Genomic DNA, 22,452 nt, shown 5'->3' with positions numbered 1-22,452 from the left:
GTTCGCGGCTTTTACGTCGACAAAGCGCATGACTCACCCTCTCAGGGAAGGGCGAAATAACCTGAATTTGCAGGAAGTCAGAGGCTCGCCGCGAAGTTGAAGGAAAGATGCGGATTTTCAGAAGCCAATGCGATAATTCAGATATATGTTGACCAAGAGCCCCGTTGTTCTTCCTCAGATTGCCCAGGAACGCTTTGATCGCTTGAAGAGCCGCACCGCCAAAATTGGAGTCATTGGGCTCGGCTATGTTGGCCTACCACTTTCGCTGCTGTTTGCCGAGGCTGGATTTAAGGTCACGGGCTTCGACATCGATGAAAAGAAGGTGACGGACCTTGAAGCCGGTCGCTCGTACATCTTCCGCATCCCGGCCAATGAGATTCAAAGCGCGCGTTCGCATGGGTTCACGGCAACTACGAATTTTTCTCAACTGTCGGATATGGATGCCATCCTCATGTGCGTTCCTACGCCACTGACAGAGCATCGCGAGCCGGACCTGAGCTACGTTGAAAATACGGCCAAGGCTGCTGCCCCGTGGGTCCGCGAAGGACAGCTTGTTGTGCTTGAGAGCACAACCTATCCCGGGACGACGGAAGAGTTGATGATTCCGGTTCTTGAGGCTGGCAACACTAAGGGATTGAAGGTCCAGAGCGAAGGGTCGGCGGCAGAACATGGCGTCTTCTATGTGGCTTTTTCGCCGGAGCGCGAAGATCCGGGCAACGATACTGTGGCGCGGCGCGACATTCCCAAGGTGGTCGGCGGCCACGAAGAGATTGCCACAACACTGGCCGCGACTTTGTATGAGGGCATCTTTACGCGGGCAGTGCAGGTCTCGTCGACGCGCGTGGCCGAGATGACGAAGCTATTGGAGAACATCTATCGCTGCGTGAATATTGCGTTGGTGAATGAATTAAAGCTGCTTTCGCTCAAGATGGGTGTGGACATCTGGGAGGTGATCGATGCTGCGGCGACGAAGCCTTTCGGCTTTCACCCCTTCTATCCAGGACCCGGCCTTGGCGGCCATTGCATTCCGATCGACCCGTTCTATTTGAGCTGGAAGGCCAAGGAATATGACTTCAATACGCGATTCATCGAGTTGGCCGGAGAGGTCAACGAGGCAATGCCCGCGCATGTGGTCAACGCAGTGGGCAAGGCTCTGAATCAGCAGAAGAAGGCTGTCAACGGCGCGAAGATTTTGATGTTGGGGATGGCTTACAAGAAGAATATCGACGATCTTCGCGAGTCTCCATCGCTAACGATTATCGAGTTGCTGCGCGAGGAGGGAGCTGAGGTGCTCTATAACGATCCCTACTTCCCGACCGTAGGCAGAGGGCGGCACTACAACCTCAATATGACCTGCACGCCGCTCGACAATCTGGAGCAATACGACTGCGTTCTGATCGTGACGGACCACTCCGATTACAACTATGAGGAGATTGTCAGCCAGTCTAAGCTCGTAGTAGATTCGCGCAATGCTACGAAGGGGATTCGTTCTCCCAAGGTCGTTCGTTGCTAGACGCAGATTTGAACTGAAAAGAGCGGGGACATATGTCCTCCCGCTCTTTTATTTTGGGAAGATCTACCGTTGGGTGAGCAGCTTTCTGTAGGTTGCAGTCGTCTGCAACATCATGGCTTCGGTCGTGAATTTTTCCGCAACTCTCTGTCTTCCAGCTATGCCCATGCCTTTTGCTTTGACTGGGTCGGCAAGAAGCTGCGTGATGGCCGCGGCGAGAGCGTCAGGATCTTCTGCTGGCACGATGAAGCCGCTAACACCGTGCTGCACGGCTTCGGCATTGCCGCCGACGTTGGTAGCGACCACGGGAAGAGATGCAGCCATGGCCTCGACGATGGCATTGGAGAAGCCCTCGCTGCGTGAGGGCAGGACAAAGATGTCGGCTCCGGAGAGGTGCTCCCGAAGATCGGTGATACTTCCTGCGAAGTGAAAGCGGTCGCCAAGATTCAGGTCGTGGACGAGGGCTTGAAGCTCCTCAAAGTAAGCCGGATCGAGAACTCCGCCGGCAATGCTGAAGTAGATGTCGGGGAACCGGGGAGCGATCACTGCAGCAGCTTTGATAAAGACATCGTGGCCCTTGACGTGGCGGATGTTGCCGACAGTTGTGACCAGAAGCTTGTCTCGCAGAGGCGCCGATTGCAACGATGCTTCCCAATCCGCGAGGTCGAGGCCGTTATAGATGGTTTGGACGCGATCAGGATTGATGCGGTCGACTTCAATGCAGTGTTGGCGGACAAGCTCGGAGACTGCGAAGACAGCGTCGGGGAGGCCCGCCATAAGGCGATAAGCGACTTCGTGTTTTGGGGTCCGCAGTATCCCCATATCCCTGCGGCTCCAGATCAGCTTCGCCTTTGACAGAAATTTGGTTACAAATCCACCCCATATGTCGGAACTCTCAAAAAAAGTTTGGACGATCTGTATTTTTTGCTGCTTGAGAAAGCGCCGTAGGGCAAGAGCGCCTTTGAATGCTCTTAGATCGTAGGTGCGTTGCAGAGGAAGAAGATAGACAGGGCACGGAGCAGCTTCAAATGCAGTCGTTGCCGGATCAGCAGAAAACGTCAAAATGGAGGCCCGGTATCCATAGTGCGGAAGCAAAGCGGCGAGCTTGAGTGCGATTCGTTCGCCACCGCCAAGATTCCTGGAAAATTGATCGACGACAAGCAGAACATGAGGCAGCCCGGCATCTTCGCTTTGGGAGAGATTCGATATCCGGTGCAGAGAAGTAATCATAGTGTTTACAAAAGCTCAGTTGCATCAAAGGCAGCTTTACCCGCAAGGGCTAGTGATAGGCCATATAGGGGTTGGCGGAAGCGGTCGCATCGGGAGCAACCATCTTCGATGTTGATTCGGGCTCTGTGAGATAGGTCGCGGACGCCGCAGCCCCTATCAGCGCCCATAACAGCCCATTGATTTCAAGATAGGTCCACCGATCGCCGAAACAATTAAGAATCATGCAGGTGCTGATGCAGAGAAACAGGGCAAATCCGAGTCCTTGATAGAGCGGGTCTTTAGCATTTCTCCAGAGGCGATACGCGAGGGCGAGCATTTGGAAGAGAAGGACTACCGCGATGATGCCGCCAATAATCCCGGTCTCGATGAGGACCTTGATGTACCAATTGTGAGTATCTTTCAGGTTGTCTGTATGTTGTCCGAATTGAAAGGTGGCAAAACCCATTCCAAAGAGCGGTTCATTGTAGAAGGCCTTTTTCGCATTTTCCCAAAGATCGACGCGCTCCTGGGCGGACGCCTCAAGCTGGCCATTGGCGTTTGTGGTCATCATGACCCGCTCGGTCACGGCTACGGGTACGATAGCTTGCCATGTGAACAGAAAGACCGCGACGACGATGATGATCTTTCGATCTTTCAATATGCCAAGCAGGAGAGCCCCGGCCACGATTGCAATATAGGACGCACGGGAAAAGGTATACATTGTGGCAAAGATCGTAGTTCCCACCAAGGCATAGCAGAGCAATCTGGCTTTCTTTCGCTTGAGAAATTGGGCAAAGCCCCAGAAAAACATGGAAAACTGGGCCAGAAAGGCTGCAAGGCCATTTGAGCCGGCGAAGCCGAGGGGGCCGCCGTCGCGTTTGTCTTCGTCAAAAGTGGCCCATGTTCTGGACATGCTGTCCATGAGTGCACTTCGATCAATGAACATCAAAGTGATGGCCGAGATGAGAATGACTGTTCTTACCGCTTTACGATCTTCTATGGTCAGGCCAGCCGCTACGAAGACCAGCGGCAGGAGCATATAGTCTTTCCATACTGCGAAATTGGCATCGTTGATCCAAAGCGGTGCATCGGCATAACCAAGTGCAGTTCCCAGCCACATGGACATATACGTGTAGAGGCCGAAGACCAGCCATGTGATGTAGATCTTCGATTTTGGAAGCTTTTTGCCATGGAGCAGGGCTCCTACAATAATGGCCAGAATAAGGATGGTGATGACATTGGCGCCCAGTGGGTAGAGCAAGAAATGGTCCCGCATGGTCCGATACGGCAGGAATGGAAGAACGTAATATAGGCCCCAGAGGGGACGCCCACCTAAGGAAACGAGCGCAGCAACCCAGAAGCCAAGATAGGCGATCAACGGAATGTTATGTGCGAGTCCTAATCCCAAAATGCGATCTCCGCGATACCTGTACGGCGAATGATTGTGGCAAGCAGAATAATTTTAGCGGATCCATACCTTATTCTTGCCTGCGATGAAATTGTAGAACGCCAACGCCGCGGCCGCATTGAGCATGACAAACGTGCTGGAGATAGCGGCGGGCTTGAATCTCTTGAATGAAGGGCTCAGCATTCCGACAGCAGCCAGAAGATAAAAGCTGATCTGGAGCCAGAAAATCGCTCTGTAGAAAGAACCTCCAGCGAAGGCGGAGGTAACCAGCATCACCACCAGGAACAGCGGAACGAACAGTCTCAGCAGTTTATGGCTGATGAAGCGGAAGAGCAGCGGATTGGCTGGGGATAGGAGCCACGGCGCAAGCTGAAGCAGTTGATAGTTGCCGGTCAGGGTGCGGACTTTGCGGGAAAACTCCTTGCCTTTCGCGCTAAAGAGGCGGTCGCGGGCGATGGCCGATGGCTGGAAGATAACGCGTTTGCCGAGTCGAGCCACATGCATAGGAACAAAGACATCGTCGAGAAGGGTTCCCGCAGGAATCTCGGTATAGAGTTCGCGACGGATAGCGTAGATCGCCCCGGTGACGCCTACGACGGAGCCTGATGCAGATTCGAGTTTGCGGACAGCCTTTTCAATCTTCCAGTAGATACCGAGAGCTTCGGAGGACGCTGTGCCCGAGGCATCTTCGAGCAGCAGTTCGCCGCTCACCGCGCCAACGTCCGGATCGGCGAAGCAGGAGATCAACTCGGAAACCGCGTTCGTTTCGACAAATTGCCGCGCATCCAAGAAGACGAGGATTTCTCCGGTAGCCTGCTTGACCGCTTCGTTCAGTGCAAACGCTTTTCCGTTTGATTCGTCAAGAATGACGGAGACAATCGGAGGGATTTGCTCGCGCAGGATACTAGCGGTTCGATCTGTAGATCCATCAGAGGCAATCACAATCTGGAGGTGGTCCTGAGGATAGTCCAGAAGGCGAAGGTTCTCGAGTTTAGCGGGGAGGTTGGCCTCCTCGTTTCGAGCCGCGATGATAATTGAGGCAGCCGGGGTTACATGGCTTTGAAAGATGGGTCGTCGGTGCAGGGCAACGTAGATCCGAAGCCAGACGATATAGCCAAAATATGCATAGGCAGTGAGGGCAAAGCAGAACCAAAAAAGCAACTTCACGGCAGGTCTCCATGCGAGATGACCGTGCTGAGACGGAAACAATGGTTAGAGTACGAACGCTCGCTGATGCGACTGATTCGCAGCCGATTGCTCCAGAAGGCCATGGAATGCTGTCTTGTCGGTAACTCGCTTTACAGTTATCCGCTCCGTTGTCTTTCTAAGAGCGCGTGGGCTGCAAAGCATTAACCCAGGACGCCTTCGTTCCGATCATATATTACGCCGCAGTTTGGTGGCTTTTTAGTTTAGCCGAGCGGGTTTGGTCGATCTTTTTTAATGCCCGATCACCCAAATGATTAATGCTTTCTCCCAAGGGAGAAATAAATAAGAGACACGCAATCAGATAGATGGAAGTTTTAGCCGCTCTGAGCCGCAGAGCATCCTGTATCTGCTCCCGAAGAGGATAGGTTAAAGCTGCGCGGATCTGATGGGCTAACTTCGGGTCGGCTATGTTGAGCAGTGCCGACCGGAAGTCTTCTGCAGCAGCAAGATCGTGTAGAGCATGACTCGATGTCTCGAATAGCCTGTTCAGGATAAGCGACTGCCCTGATGTCAGGTTATGTATGCCAGAGTGGGAGGCGAGAGCACAGGCTTCGCGCAAATCGTCAGCCGCAAAATTCCAAAGTCTTTTGCGCCCGACGATGACACATCTCTGCAACAGTGCAGTGAAACGGTCTTCATCGTTGAAGGTAGTGACAGGTTGCGGAAGAAACTCCTGTAAGGCATAGGAGTTATAAACAGTGGAAATAGCCCTTGCATCAAAATCTCGCCATGTCTTATAGCTGTCTTTTGCAGCCACGGGCACGGCGGCCGAACCGCGCATCCCGCTATGTTGTCGTACGTGAGAAAGAACACAATTCAAGCGCTTTCCCTTGAATACCCTGACCAGGCGGAGAAGCATCTCGTAATCCTGGGACCTTACAAAGGCTTCATTAAAGGGGCCGACACGCTCGTAGCATGATTTACGAACCAGCATGATGCTTGGGACCGCGATCCGATTATGATGCATCAAGGCCAGATAAAGTTCTTTGTCCCCCGGTGGCTGAGCGCGGGTCTCCCAAGAGGTGACACCTGAATCAGACACTTTAAAGACATCAAATTCGCCATATACAAAACCGCATTCCGGGTCATTCCTAAATACTTCGGACAGGCGTTCAATGGCATCGTCGACAGCAATATCGTCATCGTCGAGGATGTAAATCAATTCACCGGACGTCTGTTCTAAGCCGAGATTGAGAGCCGAGGACTTTCCACCATTTGTTTTGAAGATGTATCTTACGGCAGGCGCGAAGGATGCAACGACCTGAGCGGTATCGTCCGTCGAACCGTCATCGATGACAATGATCTCGTCGGGAGGCAGCGTTTGCCTCAAAAGACTCAAGAGAGCCTCTTTCAGAAAGACACTACGATTGAATGTCGGGACGAGAGCACTCACGCGCATACGAAGTCCTTTAACTACAACTATTAGGGGATTGCTTTTACGCGACCACCGAAATAGTACATCTTGAGCGATCAATATTGCAAGGACGATAATAATCGAACTTTTTGCCATGGATCAATCCTAAGTTGTTCTTATTTATAGATATTAGGCTGCTCTACCCCGATCATGCCAGATCGGAGCTGTCAGTTCTTGATAGAACCCTTATCCATCCTGCGAACTTTGGTGGGGCTATTGTCTTGGGCTGTAGGCTTTTCGTCACATTCGGGTGCAGCAGGACGAACGCCAACCCACGGGAGGTCAGTCTTTTCGAGCAAAAGTCGATCAATCCGACATGCCATTGTGTGCGGCATTGGCTCGACACTGTTACCATCGCTTTGCGCGCACAAAATCTAGACCAATCATGGCTTTTTAAATCCATAGATTGAGAGGTTTTCGTCACGGTCTGAGATCGGCGCAAAGGAGCTTTAGCTTGCAGTCGCGTGTATGGCAGATTGCCAGAAGCGTTCTATCCAACTGGTTTGCGACCGCGGCCACTTTGTCAGTCGGTTTTTTCCTGGCCCCGTTTGTCGTCCATCGGTTGGGGGATGTTGCTTATGGCGTTTGGGTCTTGGCGGTCTCCACCGTCAACTATCTGGCAATCCTTGATATGGGCATGGCCAGTTCAGTGGTACGGTTCGTCTCCAAAGGACACGCCACACAGGACCACGAAGGGGCTTCTGAAGTCCTGTCGGCAGTACTTTGGGTCCGATTACAAATTAGCGCGCTGCTGCTCGTCCTGAGCGGAGTGCTCGCGGCGGTATTCCCGCTGATTTTCAAAGTTCCACAGTCATTAGCAATTGACGCTCGCGAGGCCATACTTGTCATCGGTGTTACCGCGACAATTTCCATGTCGTTCGGGGTGTTTAGTTCTACGCTTTCTGCATTGAATCGGTATGATCTGCGAAGCTATGTGACATTGATCCAGTTAGCTGTCCGTGTGATTGGGGTTGTGTCCGTGCTGCTTGCCGGCCATGGTATTGTTGCCATCGCATTCTGCGAGCTTCTCTCTGCTTTGGTTGGTAACGGCTTGCTGGTATATATCGTCCGCAGAATTTATCCGGAACTTACCATTCACCTGACGAAACCGAAAGGGGAAGTTCTTCGCAAGATCTGGTCGTATAGCTTCTATGCCTTCCTGGATACGGTGGCAGTCCAGTTGGTTTACCAGTCAGACAATCTGGTGGTTGGCGCTTTCATTACGGCGTCTGCGGTCACGTTCTACTCCATCGGCAATTCGTTGTGCCGTTACACGAGCCAGATTGTCAGCGCCATGACCAAAACTTTTACGCCAGCCGCTAGCATGTACGAGGCCGAGGGAAATACAGCTAGCTTGCGGTCGCTCTATATTAATGGCACGCGGGCGACGATGGCCGTCTCTTTGCCGATTGCGCTTACCTTGATCATTCGCGGCGGCAGCTTTATCGGCGTATGGATGGGGCCGCAGTATTCCAAAGTATCAGGAACCGTGTTGGCGATTCTAGCGACAGCGCTTCTGTTTTCTCTTCAGAATGTGACTGCAGCATCAATAGCTTTTGGCGTTGGGAAACATAAGGCGCTTGCCAAGTGGGCGATTGGTGAAGCGATCGCAAACTTGACGCTTAGCATTATTCTGGCGCGCAAGTTTGGAATCTATGGAGTCGCAATCGGAACTCTCATCCCAAGCTTAGTCGTGCATCTTATCCTTTGGCCGCGATACATCTCTCAGCTCGTGGGCATTAGCGCATTTGACGTGGCATGGAAGGTATTGGCTCCTGTTTTTCTGTCGACGGTTCCATTTGCCATTGCCTCCTACGCTGTTGATGTGCATTTTCCCGTGCATTATAAGACCACGTTTTTTATGCAGACCATGGCTCTGTTGCCCATCTTTATCGTCACAGTTGGCCTAACGTTCCGAGATAATGTGAAGCGCCAGATCCTACCCAGGGTCAAATCGTTTTTAGGCAGATACAGGGTAGGCAGTATGACGTCATAGGCTGCAGTTGGGGGCGTTTTCACTCCTTGCGCATTGGCATTTTGCACGCGCTATGATGAGTTTGGTCGATTTCGTGGGGCGGTTTGGGAGGGAAGTGTGGAAAATATTAACGAAGCGGGGGAAGCTGGCAGAAAGCTTACTATCGCTCATTTCATGCCCTGGAGCGGTATGGGCGGGGTCGAGATCGCTACACTTCGCTTGACGGCCGCAACGCGGGATAAGTTCCATCACGTTGCATTTTGTTTGCACGACGCTACCCCGTTGATAGACGCATTTGAGAAATTGGGGATCGAGACAGTTATCTACACTCCTCCCCAGCCTAGCTTGAGACATGCTCACAAATTTTACAAAGAGTCTCTTGCCGTGGCACGCCAACTTCGACAAGTCGGAGCGGATGTAGTCCATTTTTCTGACGCAAAGGCAGCAATCCACAATAGTCTCGCTGCTCCATTGGCACGCTCTCGCAGGGTGTGCCATCTCCGAGTTAGCTATCCGCGCTTGAGCTTGCGTGAGAGGCTTTGCCTTTTGCCGATTCAGAGTTTTATTTTCGTATCAAAAGAGGCGAAACAAACCTTTGCTGTCTCTCTTCCTGAGACCAAGGCTCGCGTTGTCTATGACGCGATAGAGGTTCCGGAAGATGATAGGACGGAGAGCAATGCGGACGTTCGACGTGAATTAGGGATCCCAGATGGCTGTCCTCTGGTCGGGGTTGTTGCGCGCGTTTCCCGGCAGAAAGACTACTTCACCTTGGTCGATTCTGCTGTAGAGATTTTAGCGAAGCATCCCAATACGCGGTTCCTGATCGTAGGAGATAATTCCCTTGTCGATCTAAATCGAAGCCACTACGAAGAGGTGGCCAGGAAGCTTGATGAATTAGGAATTGCGAATAGTTTCATCTTTACCGGCCACCGCACCGATGTGCCTCGTCTGATTGCGGTGATGGATATATGTGTTCTGTGCACTCACCGAGAGGGATTTCCATTGAGCATCCTGGAGACAATGGCGATGCGAAAGCCGGTGATAGCGACTGCTGTAGGGGGCATCCCAGAGATTATTCAACCTGGCGTCACTGGATATCTGCACGGGCACGGCAACAGCAAAGAGCTTGCCGCCGCAACAATATCGTTGATCGAAGACCCCGAAAAGGCAAGGCGTTTCGGGGCAGCGGGAGCTGAGCATGTCCGGAAAAACTTCTCGCTTCAGGGCTTTATCAACGAGATTTCGAAGGTCTATTCGGATGTGATGCACGAATAGTGCTCACACCTCTCTTCTATCCATATATGCAGGCAGTAGCATTTATAGAAATGCGTTCAAATTGTACTCAATGCGCAGCGGTTGCCGAGCATCCGTATGGTCAGATCGGAGTTTTATGTTGAATCGATGGTTCGGATTTGTGGGTATCTTCTGTTTTCTGCTTATATTTCCTCTTGTGCTGTTGGGATACAGCGGGAACGAACACAAGCCTGCGGACGTCTCTGCTTCACCTGGGGGGCATACCTGGTTTATCCGCCCGGATGGCGGTGACCGCAAGCAGTGTACGGGAACAGCGGATGCTGCCTATTCTGGTAAAGGGTCCAAGAAGCCGTGTGCGTTCAATCATCCGTATTATTTGTTTACGAATGGCGATTACGGCAATAAGGGCTGGGTGGTTGAAGGTGGAGATACGATCATCGTTCGCGGCGGCCCCTATCGAATGGGATACAAGGGCCCGCATGTGAAGAATTACTGGGGAAACTGCCCAGGCGACCCTTACGGCTGCTCGATGCCGCCGTTGCCTTCCGGGCTGCCCGATCGCCCGACTCGTTTGCTTGGCGAAAACTACCAGAGCTGCAACAAGAAAACTCAACTGTTTGGAGGCTATGCGCTAGGCACCATCATTAATTTGTCGGGTTCAAAGAACGTGGACGTCGAATGCCTTGAACTGACGGATCATAGCCAGTGCACCCGTGTCGGAGCAGGGCAACCAGCATCGGAGGGATGCTATGCCGGCGATCCCCTTTCGGATTACTCAGGGACTGGCATCTCTACCAATGACGGCACTGCAAATGTTCTTCTAAAAAATCTTGATATTCATGGACTGACCACGCAGGGCATCGGTGGGCCGATCGGCGGAAGCGTAACGGTCGATCATGTGAGGATTGCAGCCAATGGCGGCGCTGGATGGAACTTTGACAGCGGGAGGGGAACTAAGAATACTCCCGATGCATCTGTTCATGCCTCCTATCTCACGGTGGAGTGGAATGGATGCAATGAGGAATATCCAATTACACATGCGGTACCAATTTTCAGTTGTTTTGATCAGGAGAGCGGTGGCTATGGAGATGGTGTCGGTACGCCGGGCACTCCCTTAAATTTCACCTGCGACCACTGTATTTTTCGCTACAACACTCAGGATGGGCTCGACCTTTTACATGTCAGCGGCGGCCTCATTTCGATCACCAATTCGAGCTCATACGGAAATATGGGCCAGCAGTGGAAGATGGGCCCCATGCATCGTGTGGTCTTTCAAAACAATTTGACCGTACACAACTGCAGACGAATGTCGGCACCTATGGCCGGCGCTCCGGAGGGATATCACAGATACCTTTCTCTCTTCTGTCGCGCTGCCGGCGACGGCATTGCGTTTGCGGTGAATGACGATGGGACTTATATTTTTCGGAACAATAGCTTTGCCGGCTATGGAACCGTGAGCTACGACATTAGCTGTTCCGGTACCTGCACGAAGGCCAATATCATTTTTCAAAATAACCTGCACATTGGTTATAAAGATCCATTTGGGGGCGAGCTTCCGGCTGTTTTCTATACGAGTCGCTTGCCAAGGAACCCATTTATCGCGAGGGATCACAACATTTACTACAATATGCGGACTTGTCCCTCTGGTTCTTCGGAGCGTTGTGTGAATCCGAAGAACGCGAATATGCCTGTATGGAGTGGTGAGGCGAGTCTCGACGGAATCGACTTCCACCTGACTAGTGGAAGCCCGGCTCGGGGCACGGGAGTTGCCGTGCCGGGGTTGACGAAAGACTATGACGGCGTTCCCCGGTCAGGCGGCTCTGCAGCGGACATTGGCGCATTTCAATATCATCCGTGAAGCATTCAAACCTGGTCGAATGATAGAGGTCCGTTTGCTGGGGGTTGCTAACCGGGCTTTTGAAATTCACTGCTATACTGAGCCAAATCAACTTGGAATGACCCGCCAGCCGTGGGTGATTGATGAGAGGTCACGTTGCGCATCGGTATTATGCTGGATTCGCTGACGACCAGCGCCTGGGTCGCCAAAATCATCGAAGATATTCAGAGTTCGGATTTTGCTCAGGTTGAGTTGGTTATTCTGAATACGCCGGCAGCAAAGCAGAAGCCTTCGCTTGGAAAGAGGCTGAAAAACCATTGGAAATTGACGCTCTACCATCAGTATGAACAGTGGGATTATAAGAAAAATAAAGTTGAAATGGACGCAAAGGCTCCCCGAGATTTGTCAGCGTTACTCAGCGGGGTGCCAAGTATCAAAGTCGAACCGATTCGTAAAGGCTTCACGGATCGATTTAGCGAAGATGACCTTGTCCTGATCAATGCAGCCAATCTGGATGTTGTATTTCGATTTGGCTTTCGCATTATTCGCGGGGGCATTTTAGATACGGCGAAATATGGAATCTGGTCGTTTCATCACGATGACAATCTCGAGTATCGGGGCGGCCCGCCTTTTTTTTGGGAGATATACGAACAAAATCCCGTATCCGGGACTGTCCTCCAAATTTTAACCAGTTCCCTGGACGGCGGACGCGTTATTTACCGTGGCCATTCCGCGACGGATTTTACATCTCTCTATCGAAGCCGTAATCCCGTCTATTGGAAGACCGCAGAATTTGCAATGCGTAGGTTGCGTGATCTCAATTCCAAAGGTTGGAATTACATCGAGTCTTTGGCGACCTACAACGAAACGAATACTTACGATAGAGGAATCTACAGGACTCCAAATGCTTTTCAGATGACCGTTTTTCTCGGGCACCTGCTGAAGCGGTCGATCAAGGCTAAGATCTTTTCCCGACTGCATGGTGGATATGTCCAGTGGTTTGTCGCAGTCAGAAAGCGATTGCCGGAGCGCAGATTTGACGATGCGTCGGCTTACAGCATTGTTCGTCCATCCAAGGATCGCTTCTATGCTGATCCTTTCCTTGTAAGAAGAAATAATAAGAACTATCTCTTTCTAGAAGATTACCGGTATAGCGAAGGACGAGCCGTTATTTGCTGTTCGGAAGTAAACATGGATGGGACGCTTACTGAACCCGTTGAGGTTCTTCGCCGTCCCTATCATCTTTCCTATCCGTTTCTATTCGAGCAGGATGGCCAGATGTACATGATTCCTGAGACGAAGGAGAATCGTACGGTGGAACTATATCGTGCGGACGAATTTCCGACTCGCTGGTCGCTTGCATCTGTGTTGTTGAAGGATATCTTTGCAGTCGATGCCACAATCCATCAGGCAAATGGGAAATTCTGGATGTTCGCGGGCTTGTCGAATGGCAGATACTCCAACTGCGATGAACTCGGAGTATTCTATGCCGACTCGCTCTTTGGACCTTGGACGCCGCATCCTAACAATCCCGTTGTATCGGATGTACGCCGGGCCAGACCTGCCGGCGCATTGTTTTATGAAAATGGGAAACTTATCCGGCCTTCTCAGGACTGCGCAAGAGCCTATGGATATGCGCTCTGTTTTTCGGAAGTGCTCGTATTGAATGAAATGGAATACCTTGAAAAGCCGCTGGCACGGATCGAACCTGGCTGGGTCAAAGGTAATTTGGGGACCCACACTTATTCCAAAACGGATGACTTCGAAGTGATCGACGGCAACTTCGCGGCAAAAATTTCAACTAACAAGCAGTGATGCCAGTCTTCACCTGAAACGCCCTGCTCCATACCGGAGATTATTGGGCCTCCGTCTAAAACAATTGATGGTCGAAGCGATGCGGTGGATTCGCCAGGCCCACCAAAATCGTCCAGTGACTTGCGGTATCTCCGCGGGTTTGCGATGAAGCGCTCAGTCCAGGCCGGGCTGGTAAGATGAGGGTCTGGCGGCAAGAAGATCATTGTCGAATAAAGTATCAATGAGGTTCTGGTATGTCCAAGTTTTCTGCAGATATTGCACGTTACAGGGCGAAGGGTAACACCGGTAAGGAGCTATGGTTGAACCCTGCGGTCTGGGCGATTGGATGCTATCGGTTGGGCAATTGGCTAAATGTTGACCCGCCATTTTTCCTCATAAGTATTCCTCTTAAAGTGATCTCATTGCTGGCAAATAAGTTTTGTGAAGTGTTTATGGAGATGTGTATTGATCCGTCCGCTACGATCGGCACCGGCCTCTATATTCCTCATATAGGAGGAGTTCATATCAATCCACAGGCTGTCATCGGAAACGACTGTGACATCACACATCGTGTCACGATTGGGGCTTCGGCCATGGGGCGGCAGGGTGCTCCCACAATTGGAAATGATGTTTATATAGGTACGGGCGCGGCCCTGGTCGGTAAAATAAGAATAGGCAATGGAGTGAAGATTGCCGCCAATACGCTCGTTATGAGTAATATTCCCGACGGCGCAACGGTGATGGGTGTTCCTGGACGTATTATTATGCGGGCTCCCAAAGCAAGCCCGTCGCCGGCATCGGTGCAAGCGGAGAGAATAGATGCAAACTGATTCAGAGCGTCTGGAGCTGCGGAGTTCGATCAAAGAGGCAGTGGCGAGGCAGGATGTCAGCGCGGTGGTCGCACAGGCGCGAATACTTCTTACGCTTTCGAGTAAGCCTGGCGATGTAATGTTCTGTGCCAATACCTTCGCTGGGATGACCGATGCGATCGAGGCACAGTTGGGCGCGAAGAGGCTGAAAACGTATCTCGTCCGATCGGTGACAGTAGAACCGATCCTTCCTTTTCTGATGACCGAAGCGCTATTTTCAAACTATCTGTTGGATCTCCATGTCGGCGGGTACGGTTCCTATGTCGATGAGATGATGAATCCTCACAGTGCCCTGGCAAAGTTCAAACCGGATGCAGTGATTGTTGTTCTCGATTTAGAAGATGTTGCTGGACGCTTGCCGGAGTTATGCACAGATGGCATTGGCGCGCGCGTAGAAGCAGAGATAGAGGAATCGCTGGCAAGAGTGGGACAGATGCTCCGGAGCTTCCGTTCTGGCAGTTCTGCTCGAATACTCTTCCAAGGGCTTGTTGTGCCGGATCGGACATCACTCGGGGATGTTGGAGATGGGAGCCTGCAACATAGCTTTGTTAACGCAGTGATCCGGTTGAACCAAAAGCTAGCGCATTTATGCAGGAGCATCTCTGACTGTGTCTTCTTTGACATTGACCATGTGGCTGCACGCTATGGTCGTGGAAGCTGGCGTGATATGCGGCTCTTTCTTTCTTCGCGCTTGGCAATCGCTCCCGGCGCATTCAAGATGTACTCCCAAGGCCTCATTCGTTGCTTTTCCTCGCTGTACCGTGCGCCTCGGAAGGTTCTCTGCACGGACTTGGATAATACGCTCTGGGGTGGTGTTCTTGGTGAAGAGGGCCCGGATGGGATTGTTACCGGAAGTGCTTTCCCGGGAAATTGCTATCTGGAGTATCAGAAATATTTGAAGCAGTTGAGTTCCAGAGGCATTCTGCTGGCTATTGTTTCAAAGAACAATGATGCTGATGTTCGAGAGGCCTTTCAGCTTCGTGCGGCGGATCTTGCTCTCAATTTGGATCATTTTGTCGCAACTAAGATCAACTGGAATGAAAAATCGAACTCGATTCGCGAGCTTGCGCAGGAACTCTCGCTTGGGCTGGATTCGTTTGTTTTCGTAGATGACAACCCTGTGGAGTGTGAAGCGATTCGCCAACACCTGCCCGAGGTGGCTGTCGTCGCAGCGCCCCTTGACGAACCCTGGAAGTTAGTTGAAATGCTGTCGTCGCAGCCCTTCTTCGACGCGAACGTGGTCACGGAAGATGATGTTAACCGTGTGAGCGAATATAAAGCGCAGGCTCAACGGGCCGAGTTGGCCACGAGTTCCAGTGGACGCGATGAGTTTCTCGCTTCGCTGGGGATTGTATGTACGTTTGTCAGTGCGCTTCAGGGGCCTCTCTCTCGATCTGTCCAATTACTTGGCAAAACAAACCAGTTCAACTTGACGACGCGACGCCACTCCGCGGCAGACATCGAAGGGTTTGCTTCGACTCAGGGCGGCCAGGCTGTCGTGATTCGGGTACGTGATCGTTTTGGCGATGCCGGAGTCGTCGGATTGGCTCTTGCGCGCAACCATGGCGATTCCTGTTATATCGATTCGCTGCTATTATCGTGTCGAGTGATCGGTCGCGGCATCGAGACGGCGCTTCTCGCTCATCTAGCCGAGGGTGCATTAAGAACTGGAGTCACCAAGCTGGTGGGTGAATTTATTGCAACGAAGAAAAATGCGCCGTGTGCAGATTTTTATCCTGATCATGGTTTTGTCAGAATTGAGCAGGATCAAGATACCTCCGGCTCAGTGTTCTATGAACTCGATTTGACTGCTTCAGCACCAGCTAGTCCGGAATGGATAACTTTGGAAGGAAATGAATTAAATGAGCTCTCAGCAAGTGCCGTCGTCTCTGCGTGATATTTTCGCCGATATTCTCGAAATTTCTCCGGATCAGGTAACCCCAGATCTTGGTGTTGGAACTGTCGAAAACTGGGATTCTTTTCGTCATTTGCAGGTCATTCTTGCACTTGAGGGTGAATATGGGGTGCAATTTGATCCCCAGCGGATTGCGGAACTAACAACCGTCTCTCAAATTCAGGCAGAGCTGGTACTGAAGGGAGTGCAGCTCTAATCCCTTGTGCAGTGATCCTCTTCAGCTCTTTGTCTCAGCGCCTTGAACGTCACGGATAATTGGCAAAATTACTTCCAGAGGATCGGAACAACGTACCGGTATAACACTTAGGGTCTGATCCGTCGGTAATCTAGGTAGGCGGCTGACAACGACTCGGACTCCTGGCATATAGCGATTGATGTCTTCACATAGAACCTCGCCGGCGGCTTTTGCCATGGCGTATTCAGTCATATCCGCTGGACGATCCGTGACAGCGACCGAAGATGGATAGAAGACCGAGATGCTTTTTGAGATGTCCGTTGCAAGTGACTGGCACAAATCAACAAAGCTATCGACATAGAATTTTGTGAATTCCCGATAGATGTCCGGAGAGTATAGCCCTTTTTTTACTCGAAAGATTTGGCCTGTCGCGTAGTAGTAGGCGTGAGTCACGGGCTTTGTCAGGTTGCGTAGTTGAGGTGCAGCTGGATGCAGGGCATTGAAAGCTATAACACCGCAGCGGCCTCCCGATTCTTGTATTTCTTTTGCAACACCCTCTGCTTCTTCTTTTCCAACGGCATAAGTAATGGTCACATCTCCTCCGCCAGCGGCAATGACTTTTGCGGTCAATTCTCCAAGTCCGCGCGACCCCCCGACGATCAGTGCATGAGTCCCGGAAAATTCATCTGCACCAACATAGCGTGCGACACTGTCCATCGACGCTTGTAGCGCGGGAGCCACTCTGGAGAAAGTGTCAACGTGGCCAGCAATTCCGAGCCCCTCGATCTCCAATGTCACCATCCTGTAACGCTCAATCGCCTGCTTCACACGATAGTGAACTAAAGCGTCATGCATTTCATCGTCGATGAAGGTGATATTTAATCCAGAAAAAATGGAGTGAAGTCCAGGGCATATCATGCCGACCAATCGAGATAGAGAACCCAATGCTGCCACGCGATGCGGCTGCACAACACCCGCGAGCCTGGGAAACAAACGGGCCAATTCTTCCGGTGGTGCTGCGACGTCAACAGTTCCGGATTGCGAGGCCATCTCCTCAAACTGCAACTCTTTTGCATCTCTCGAAGTAGTATGGCTGTGATACTCAGGAGAGAATTTTTTTGCTGCGAGTTCGACGTCTCCTAGTACTACAGTAATCTTTGCGGCTACTATACCGCCGACCGAAATGCGTGCCTTAATTTCTCTACTATTTGACGCCGAAATAATTAGGCTTGCCGTTGTGTCAACGTAGACCCACTTGCAAAAATCGACCTTTATCTGCCGAACCAAACGAAACTCCGGTATTTCGGCAGCCATCCATTCCAACGCCCAAAGCAGTGTGTGAATACCATGTACCACGGGGGCTCCCGGCTGCGTCCGTCGCGCAGCAATAGCATCCATGTGCATGGGATTCCAGTCGCCCGTCAGGGTGGCAAATTGTTGCTGCATGTCTTTTGAGAAATAGCGAGTTGTCTCTATATTTTTTGATGTCATTAGAATCTTGCCTGTTTGGTTATCGAGATTATCAACTTGAGAATCAGCGAGTCATCCCGTCGAAATACGCCCAAGATCATGAAACAGACACGTTGCCGAGATCATTGCGGCCAGGCGTAGCGGGAGGAGCCAGTCGATGCCCCAGTCGCATTAGCGGCCTTTCGACCACATAGTAACTAAGGATGGCACAGACCAGCACGGCGATCAGATTCCACGGGGCGCTTTGCAGAAATCGTAAGGATGAATCATCTTTCCGGTGAAGAAAGAACAGCTCCTGCCATAGATAAAGGCTGTAAGAGATTCTTCCTATAAATAAAAAGGGTCTTGTTTCCAGCAAGCGCCCGATCCAACCTTCCGGATGCAGCATTGTGCTGATCACCATCAATGGAAAGCCGATACAGGTCATTTCTCCCATGAGATGTCCCTTCAGTAGAAATTGTGAGAGAAGAAGGGCAACGATTGTTAGCAATATCAGGGCATTCCGAGATGATATCTTTGTCATCCATGTGCGGAAAGCAGGCTTTGTAAGCAATACTGCCAATAATGCGGGTACGAGCAGATCACGCAGGGCCATATCAGTGCGCCAGGCAGCGAGTGGCGAGTCAAATATCTTGAAATGATGAGCAATCGGCGGCCAAAGGAAAAAGATTACGGAGAGCGCCGTCAAAAGAGGAATTATCTTTTTTCTCCCGAAAATGAGCAACGACGGAAGTAATAGATAAAAATGTTCCTCGACCGCGAGTGACCAGAAGTGAGTTGTGTAACGATCGTCCGGGGACGTCACACCGTTTGCTGCTTCATAAAAATTCCGATAGCAAAATAATGAACTTAAAGATGCAGGCAATGTTGGGTGAAGAGTGCCGACGATTGCCAAGATACCGACCGTCGCCAGAAATACGATGGCGGCTGGCTGAATACGAAAAACCCTCCTGATGTAGAAGCCACGTAACGAAATATGCCCATGCATTCGCTGTTCTTCAAGGAGGCGGGAACAAATCAAAATTCCGCTGATTGCAAAAAAAAGTTGTACACCTCGATCTCCGAAATTTTGGAGCTTAGAGAAGTTTGCGCCGCCTATAGTGATTCCCCGCGCATGATAGAGAATTACCGCGCCAACTGCGATTGTGCGCCATCCATCAAGCGTTTTGATATATCCGCTCTTGGGCCTGACGGGAACTTGTTTTTTTTGACTTGTCTCCTCGTGATTCATCGAAGGAGAGAGCGTCGTCGATTTGGAAGAGGTTGGCATCAGCGGGTAGTCGGGCACATGGAAGTTAAAAAACGAGTTGCCGGTTCTGACGGCTCATATTCCTTCTCCGTCGTTCCATCGGCTTTTTCGCGCGCTGAGTCAAAGTATACTCACAGCTATTTTGCCCCTTCGTGATACGAGGGGAGGAGGGCCCCTCGCAGCTTGAACAGGGCCACTACCGAAGAAGGCGCCACTCGCAGAAGGAAGATCACTGCCGAGATTTTTGTGCTCTTGTAGAAACTGTTGGCAGCCTGAAGATGGGTAATCGCGGTGGGAATATCCTGGTTTCGCAATGCTATTTTGCCCCGAATATTCTCGAGATCTGCGGTTTTGGTTGCCTTTGCTTGAAGCAGCAATGTTGCTTCTTCCGAGCCTTCTGGCCACAATGTGAGTGCATTGGTGAGGACACGGATATTGTAGTCAGCCATCCAAGTCAAATCCGCCGAGAGGCTGGCAGCATGCTTTCTGTAAAGAACAAGGACCTTGCGATGGTAGCCGATGCGATGGCCCGCGGCGGTGAATCGTAGCCAGCAATCGAAATCTTCACATGACCGAAGCGACTCATCAAAACCAAAGCGTTTGAGGACTTCGGTGCGTGCAGTGACGGAAACGAAGACATGGCAGCGCCGAGAGATAATGGCGGCAGAGGTTGCTTCACCATTAGAAGGGCAGACATCCATATATTCCTTGCCGTCGTAGATCGATTGCCCAAAGAATCGACAGTTGCAATAAACGAGATCATATTCAGGATGCTCGCGCAGATACTTGGTCTGCTCTTCCAGGTAGTCCGGCGTCCAGATGTCATCAGCATCAAGGAGTGCCACCATGCTGCCAGTCGCTGCACGAAGTCCAGTATTGCGAGCACCGCTTAGACCGCGATTTTCCTGCTTGATATAAATAATGCGGTCGCGATAAGGCAGCAACAACTCTTCCAGTGCCGGCGTATCAGGTGAGCCATCATTGACTACAACGATCTGAAAAGATTTGTATGTCTGGCCGAAGACGGATTCGAGAGTGTCTTTGATATAGGGGGCAGCGTTATATGCAGGGATGATGACGCTCACCAGATCGGCGGACTGATTGCCCAGGGTGTCCTCGTTTGCCAGATTCAAGCGGGTTGACCTTTCGTTACGTTGATACTGTTTACGGCCTAGTCTAGTATTCTGATTCTGTTACTGCAATCGGCGAATGCCGCTTGAACGAGAGCCAACTTTGAGTGCTTAGACAATGTCGATGGAACAAGTGCTAACTTCTGAACGCAGGCTATATCTTCTTTATCATGAATTGAGGCCCAGTGGCAGTAAGTACTCGTATGTAATTGAAACTAATGAATTTGAGAAGCATCTCAATCTCTTCTCGCAGAGAAGAACACAAAACGCAGGCGGCTTGTGGCCCGAAATAACCTTTGACGATGGTCATATCTCAAATTTTGAATACGCATTGCCGATCTTGCAGTCACGGGGATTGAGCGCGCAGTTTTTTATTACAGTCGGTTGGACTGGACAGAAGCGCGGCTATATGGGGTGGAACGAGTTGCGGATGCTGCTTGATGCCGGCCAGTCGATAGGCGCTCACGGATGGACCCACACTCTTCTTACTCATTGCAACGAAAAAGAGCTGCAGACTGAGCTGGTCGATGCACGAAAAACATTGGAAGATAAACTAGGGGTTCCCATCGAAACGATGTCGCTGCCCGGAGGGCGCTATAACCGCCGTGTTCTGGCGGCATGCGCGGAGGCCGGGTATACGCAGATATACTCCTCGATTCCAAGATCGGAGCCTGTGTCGTCGGGACCGTTCATGGGTCGGTTGAATATCCGTGGCGATATGAAGCTTGAGTGGATTGCAGAGCTTCTTAAGCCGAAGAGCCGGACGCTGGCCAGTCTCGGCAGGCAATATAAGGTCAAGGAAGCCGCGAAAGCTCTGCTGGGCGATCGGCTCTACGAAACGGCATGGGCGCTTCTGAATCGAAAAGAACCGGATACAGACGGCGACGGGGTCACAGCGAATGAAGATTCTACACATCATCAGTAGCGGCGGCATGTACGGTGCTGAGGCCGTGATCCTGAATCTTTCGCGGACGCTTAACGAAAACTCTCATCGCAGTGTCCTGGGCGTTTTTTCAAACTCCGCGAATCCGAACCTTCAACTTCACGAGGCCGCAATCGGTGAAGGGATTGAGTCGAACGTAATTCCATGCAATGGCCAGATTGACTGGACAGTGGCTGGCAATATCCGAAGGTTGGCAGCGCAAACAGGTGCTGACGTTGTCCATGCTCATGGTTACAAGGCAGATGTTTATGTGTACTTCGCATTGCGCAACACTGGGATACCATTTGTTTCGACCTGTCACAACTGGCTCAAGGGCGGTCCGGCGGTCTCTTTTTACGGCATCGTGGATCGCTTTGTACTGAGGAACTACGCAGGAGTAATCGCTGTATCGGATGAAGTGAAAGCGTGTCTGCTTAGGGCTGGAGTCAGAGCGGATAAGGTTTACTCCATTCAGAATGGAATCGACCTGCGGCCCTTTGTAAAAGCAAGATCCTCGCTTCTTCTTGAAGTCAAGGTTGCAACGGCTTTGACTGTTGGTTGGATTGGCAGGCTTTCGAATGAAAAAGGGGCCGATATCTTTCTGCGGGCTGCCGCTCAGGTTCTTGTTCAATGTCCACAGGCAAGGTTTGTCATCGTAGGCGACGGTCCCGATCTCGCAATGCTCCGTGCGCTGGTAGACGAGTTGAAGATAGTGAAGAGCATATTGTTTATGGGCCGCAGAGGCGATATGCCTGCTGTCTATGCATCACTGGACGTAATGGTCTCTTCATCGCGCCAGGAAGGATTACCGATGGCGATTCTGGAAGGTATGGCTAGTGGGCTTCCACTCGTTGCCACTGCTGTAGGGGATGTGCCGACGGTGGTTTTGGATGGCAGCGCCGGAATTCTGGTTCCATCGGAAAATGTGGATCTACTTGCCCGTGGGATTATTGAATTGCTCCAGAGTGAGGACATGAGGGCGAGCTATGGTGCTGCCTCAAAAAAGAGAGTAGAAGACGAGTTTTCTGCAGAAAAAATGACAGCAAACTATCTCGTAGCGTATCAACAAGCACTTGTGGCTAGAGAGAAATAGAGCAATCTTAGTGCACGACCAA

17 protein-coding genes are annotated in these 22,452 nt (G+C 51.3%); 10 read left to right on the top strand and 7 right to left on the bottom strand.

The features are described 5' to 3' along the window. Window positions 1-145: 145 nt before the first annotated feature. Complete coding sequence (locus GSQ81_RS12800; RefSeq protein WP_158911107.1) at window positions 146-1,513, top strand: nucleotide sugar dehydrogenase; 1,368 nt, start codon at window positions 146-148, stop codon at window positions 1,511-1,513. 63 nt (window positions 1,514-1,576) lie between these two features. On the opposite strand, the gene GSQ81_RS12795 is transcribed toward GSQ81_RS12800, so the two are convergent. The 4 genes from GSQ81_RS12795 to GSQ81_RS12780 form a co-directional block, all read right to left on the bottom strand. Further along, window positions 1,577-2,740, bottom strand: coding sequence for a glycosyltransferase family 4 protein (locus tag GSQ81_RS12795; protein WP_158911106.1), 1,164 nt, complete (start codon window positions 2,738-2,740; stop codon window positions 1,577-1,579). 49 nt (window positions 2,741-2,789) lie between these two features. After that, on the bottom strand, window positions 2,790-4,127 hold the full coding sequence (locus tag GSQ81_RS12790) for an O-antigen ligase (protein ID WP_158911105.1): 1,338 nt from the start codon (window positions 4,125-4,127) through the stop codon (window positions 2,790-2,792). Window positions 4,128-4,181: 54 nt separating this feature from the next. Next, complete coding sequence (locus tag GSQ81_RS12785; RefSeq protein WP_158911104.1) at window positions 4,182-5,294, bottom strand: glycosyltransferase family 2 protein; 1,113 nt, start codon at window positions 5,292-5,294, stop codon at window positions 4,182-4,184. 214 nt (window positions 5,295-5,508) lie between these two features. Beyond that, window positions 5,509-6,843 (bottom strand): glycosyltransferase, encoded by a 1,335-nt coding sequence (locus GSQ81_RS12780; RefSeq protein WP_158911103.1) that lies wholly within the window; start codon window positions 6,841-6,843, stop codon window positions 5,509-5,511. A gap of 358 nt (window positions 6,844-7,201) precedes the next feature. Here GSQ81_RS12780 and GSQ81_RS12775 point away from each other — a divergent pair, with 358 nt between their 5' ends. From GSQ81_RS12775 to GSQ81_RS12745, 7 genes are all read left to right on the top strand, one after another. Further along, entirely contained in the window at window positions 7,202-8,743 is a 1,542-nt protein-coding gene (locus GSQ81_RS12775; protein ID WP_158911102.1) for an oligosaccharide flippase family protein, read from the top strand. Window positions 8,744-8,839: 96 nt separating this feature from the next. Then, window positions 8,840-9,997 (top strand): glycosyltransferase, encoded by a 1,158-nt coding sequence (locus GSQ81_RS12770; protein WP_158911101.1) that lies wholly within the window; start codon window positions 8,840-8,842, stop codon window positions 9,995-9,997. Between the two features lie 115 nt (window positions 9,998-10,112). Next, window positions 10,113-11,834: a choice-of-anchor Q domain-containing protein gene (locus tag GSQ81_RS12765; RefSeq protein WP_158911100.1), complete on the top strand. Its 1,722-nt coding sequence runs from the start codon at window positions 10,113-10,115 to the stop codon at window positions 11,832-11,834. A gap of 135 nt (window positions 11,835-11,969) precedes the next feature. Continuing rightward, window positions 11,970-13,628, top strand: a complete 1,659-nt coding sequence (locus GSQ81_RS12760; RefSeq protein WP_158911099.1) for a hypothetical protein — start codon at window positions 11,970-11,972, stop codon at window positions 13,626-13,628. A gap of 233 nt (window positions 13,629-13,861) precedes the next feature. Beyond that, complete coding sequence (locus tag GSQ81_RS12755) at window positions 13,862-14,437, top strand: serine O-acetyltransferase (protein ID WP_158911098.1); 576 nt, start codon at window positions 13,862-13,864, stop codon at window positions 14,435-14,437. Then, window positions 14,427-16,373 (top strand): HAD family hydrolase, encoded by a 1,947-nt coding sequence (locus GSQ81_RS12750; RefSeq protein ID WP_158911097.1) that lies wholly within the window; start codon window positions 14,427-14,429, stop codon window positions 16,371-16,373. The genes GSQ81_RS12755 and GSQ81_RS12750 overlap by 11 nt, the downstream gene beginning before the upstream one ends. Then, the gene (locus GSQ81_RS12745) at window positions 16,339-16,587 is read left to right on the top strand and encodes an acyl carrier protein (protein WP_158911096.1); all 249 of its coding nucleotides are present in this window, start codon (window positions 16,339-16,341) and stop codon (window positions 16,585-16,587) included. Before GSQ81_RS12750 ends, GSQ81_RS12745 begins: the two co-directional genes overlap by 35 nt. 21 nt (window positions 16,588-16,608) lie before the next feature. On the opposite strand, the gene GSQ81_RS12740 is transcribed toward GSQ81_RS12745, so the two are convergent. From GSQ81_RS12740 to GSQ81_RS12730, 3 genes are all read right to left on the bottom strand, one after another. After that, the gene (locus tag GSQ81_RS12740; protein ID WP_158911095.1) at window positions 16,609-18,057 is read right to left on the bottom strand and encodes an SDR family NAD(P)-dependent oxidoreductase; all 1,449 of its coding nucleotides are present in this window, start codon (window positions 18,055-18,057) and stop codon (window positions 16,609-16,611) included. A 76-nt stretch (window positions 18,058-18,133) separates the two neighbouring features. After that, window positions 18,134-19,324: an acyltransferase gene (locus GSQ81_RS12735; protein ID WP_216846426.1), complete on the bottom strand. Its 1,191-nt coding sequence runs from the start codon at window positions 19,322-19,324 to the stop codon at window positions 18,134-18,136. A gap of 98 nt (window positions 19,325-19,422) precedes the next feature. Then, window positions 19,423-20,418 carry a glycosyltransferase family A protein gene (locus GSQ81_RS12730; RefSeq protein ID WP_158911093.1) on the bottom strand — a complete coding sequence of 332 codons (996 nt, stop codon included), beginning with the start codon at window positions 20,416-20,418 and terminating at the stop codon, window positions 19,423-19,425. Window positions 20,419-20,533: 115 nt separating this feature from the next. Between GSQ81_RS12730 and GSQ81_RS12725 the strand changes: the two genes are divergently transcribed. Further along, a complete protein-coding gene (locus GSQ81_RS12725) occupies window positions 20,534-21,340 on the top strand; it encodes a polysaccharide deacetylase family protein (RefSeq protein ID WP_158911092.1) in 807 nt (268 codons plus the stop codon). Next, the gene (locus GSQ81_RS12720; RefSeq protein ID WP_158911091.1) at window positions 21,315-22,430 is read left to right on the top strand and encodes a glycosyltransferase family 4 protein; all 1,116 of its coding nucleotides are present in this window, start codon (window positions 21,315-21,317) and stop codon (window positions 22,428-22,430) included. Before GSQ81_RS12725 ends, GSQ81_RS12720 begins: the two co-directional genes overlap by 26 nt. Window positions 22,431-22,452 lie beyond the last annotated feature (22 nt).

Source organism: Granulicella sp. L56, assembly GCF_009765835.1.
Lineage (GTDB): Bacteria > Acidobacteriota > Terriglobia > Terriglobales > Acidobacteriaceae > Edaphobacter.
This window is presented reverse-complemented; position numbering and strand designations above follow the sequence as displayed.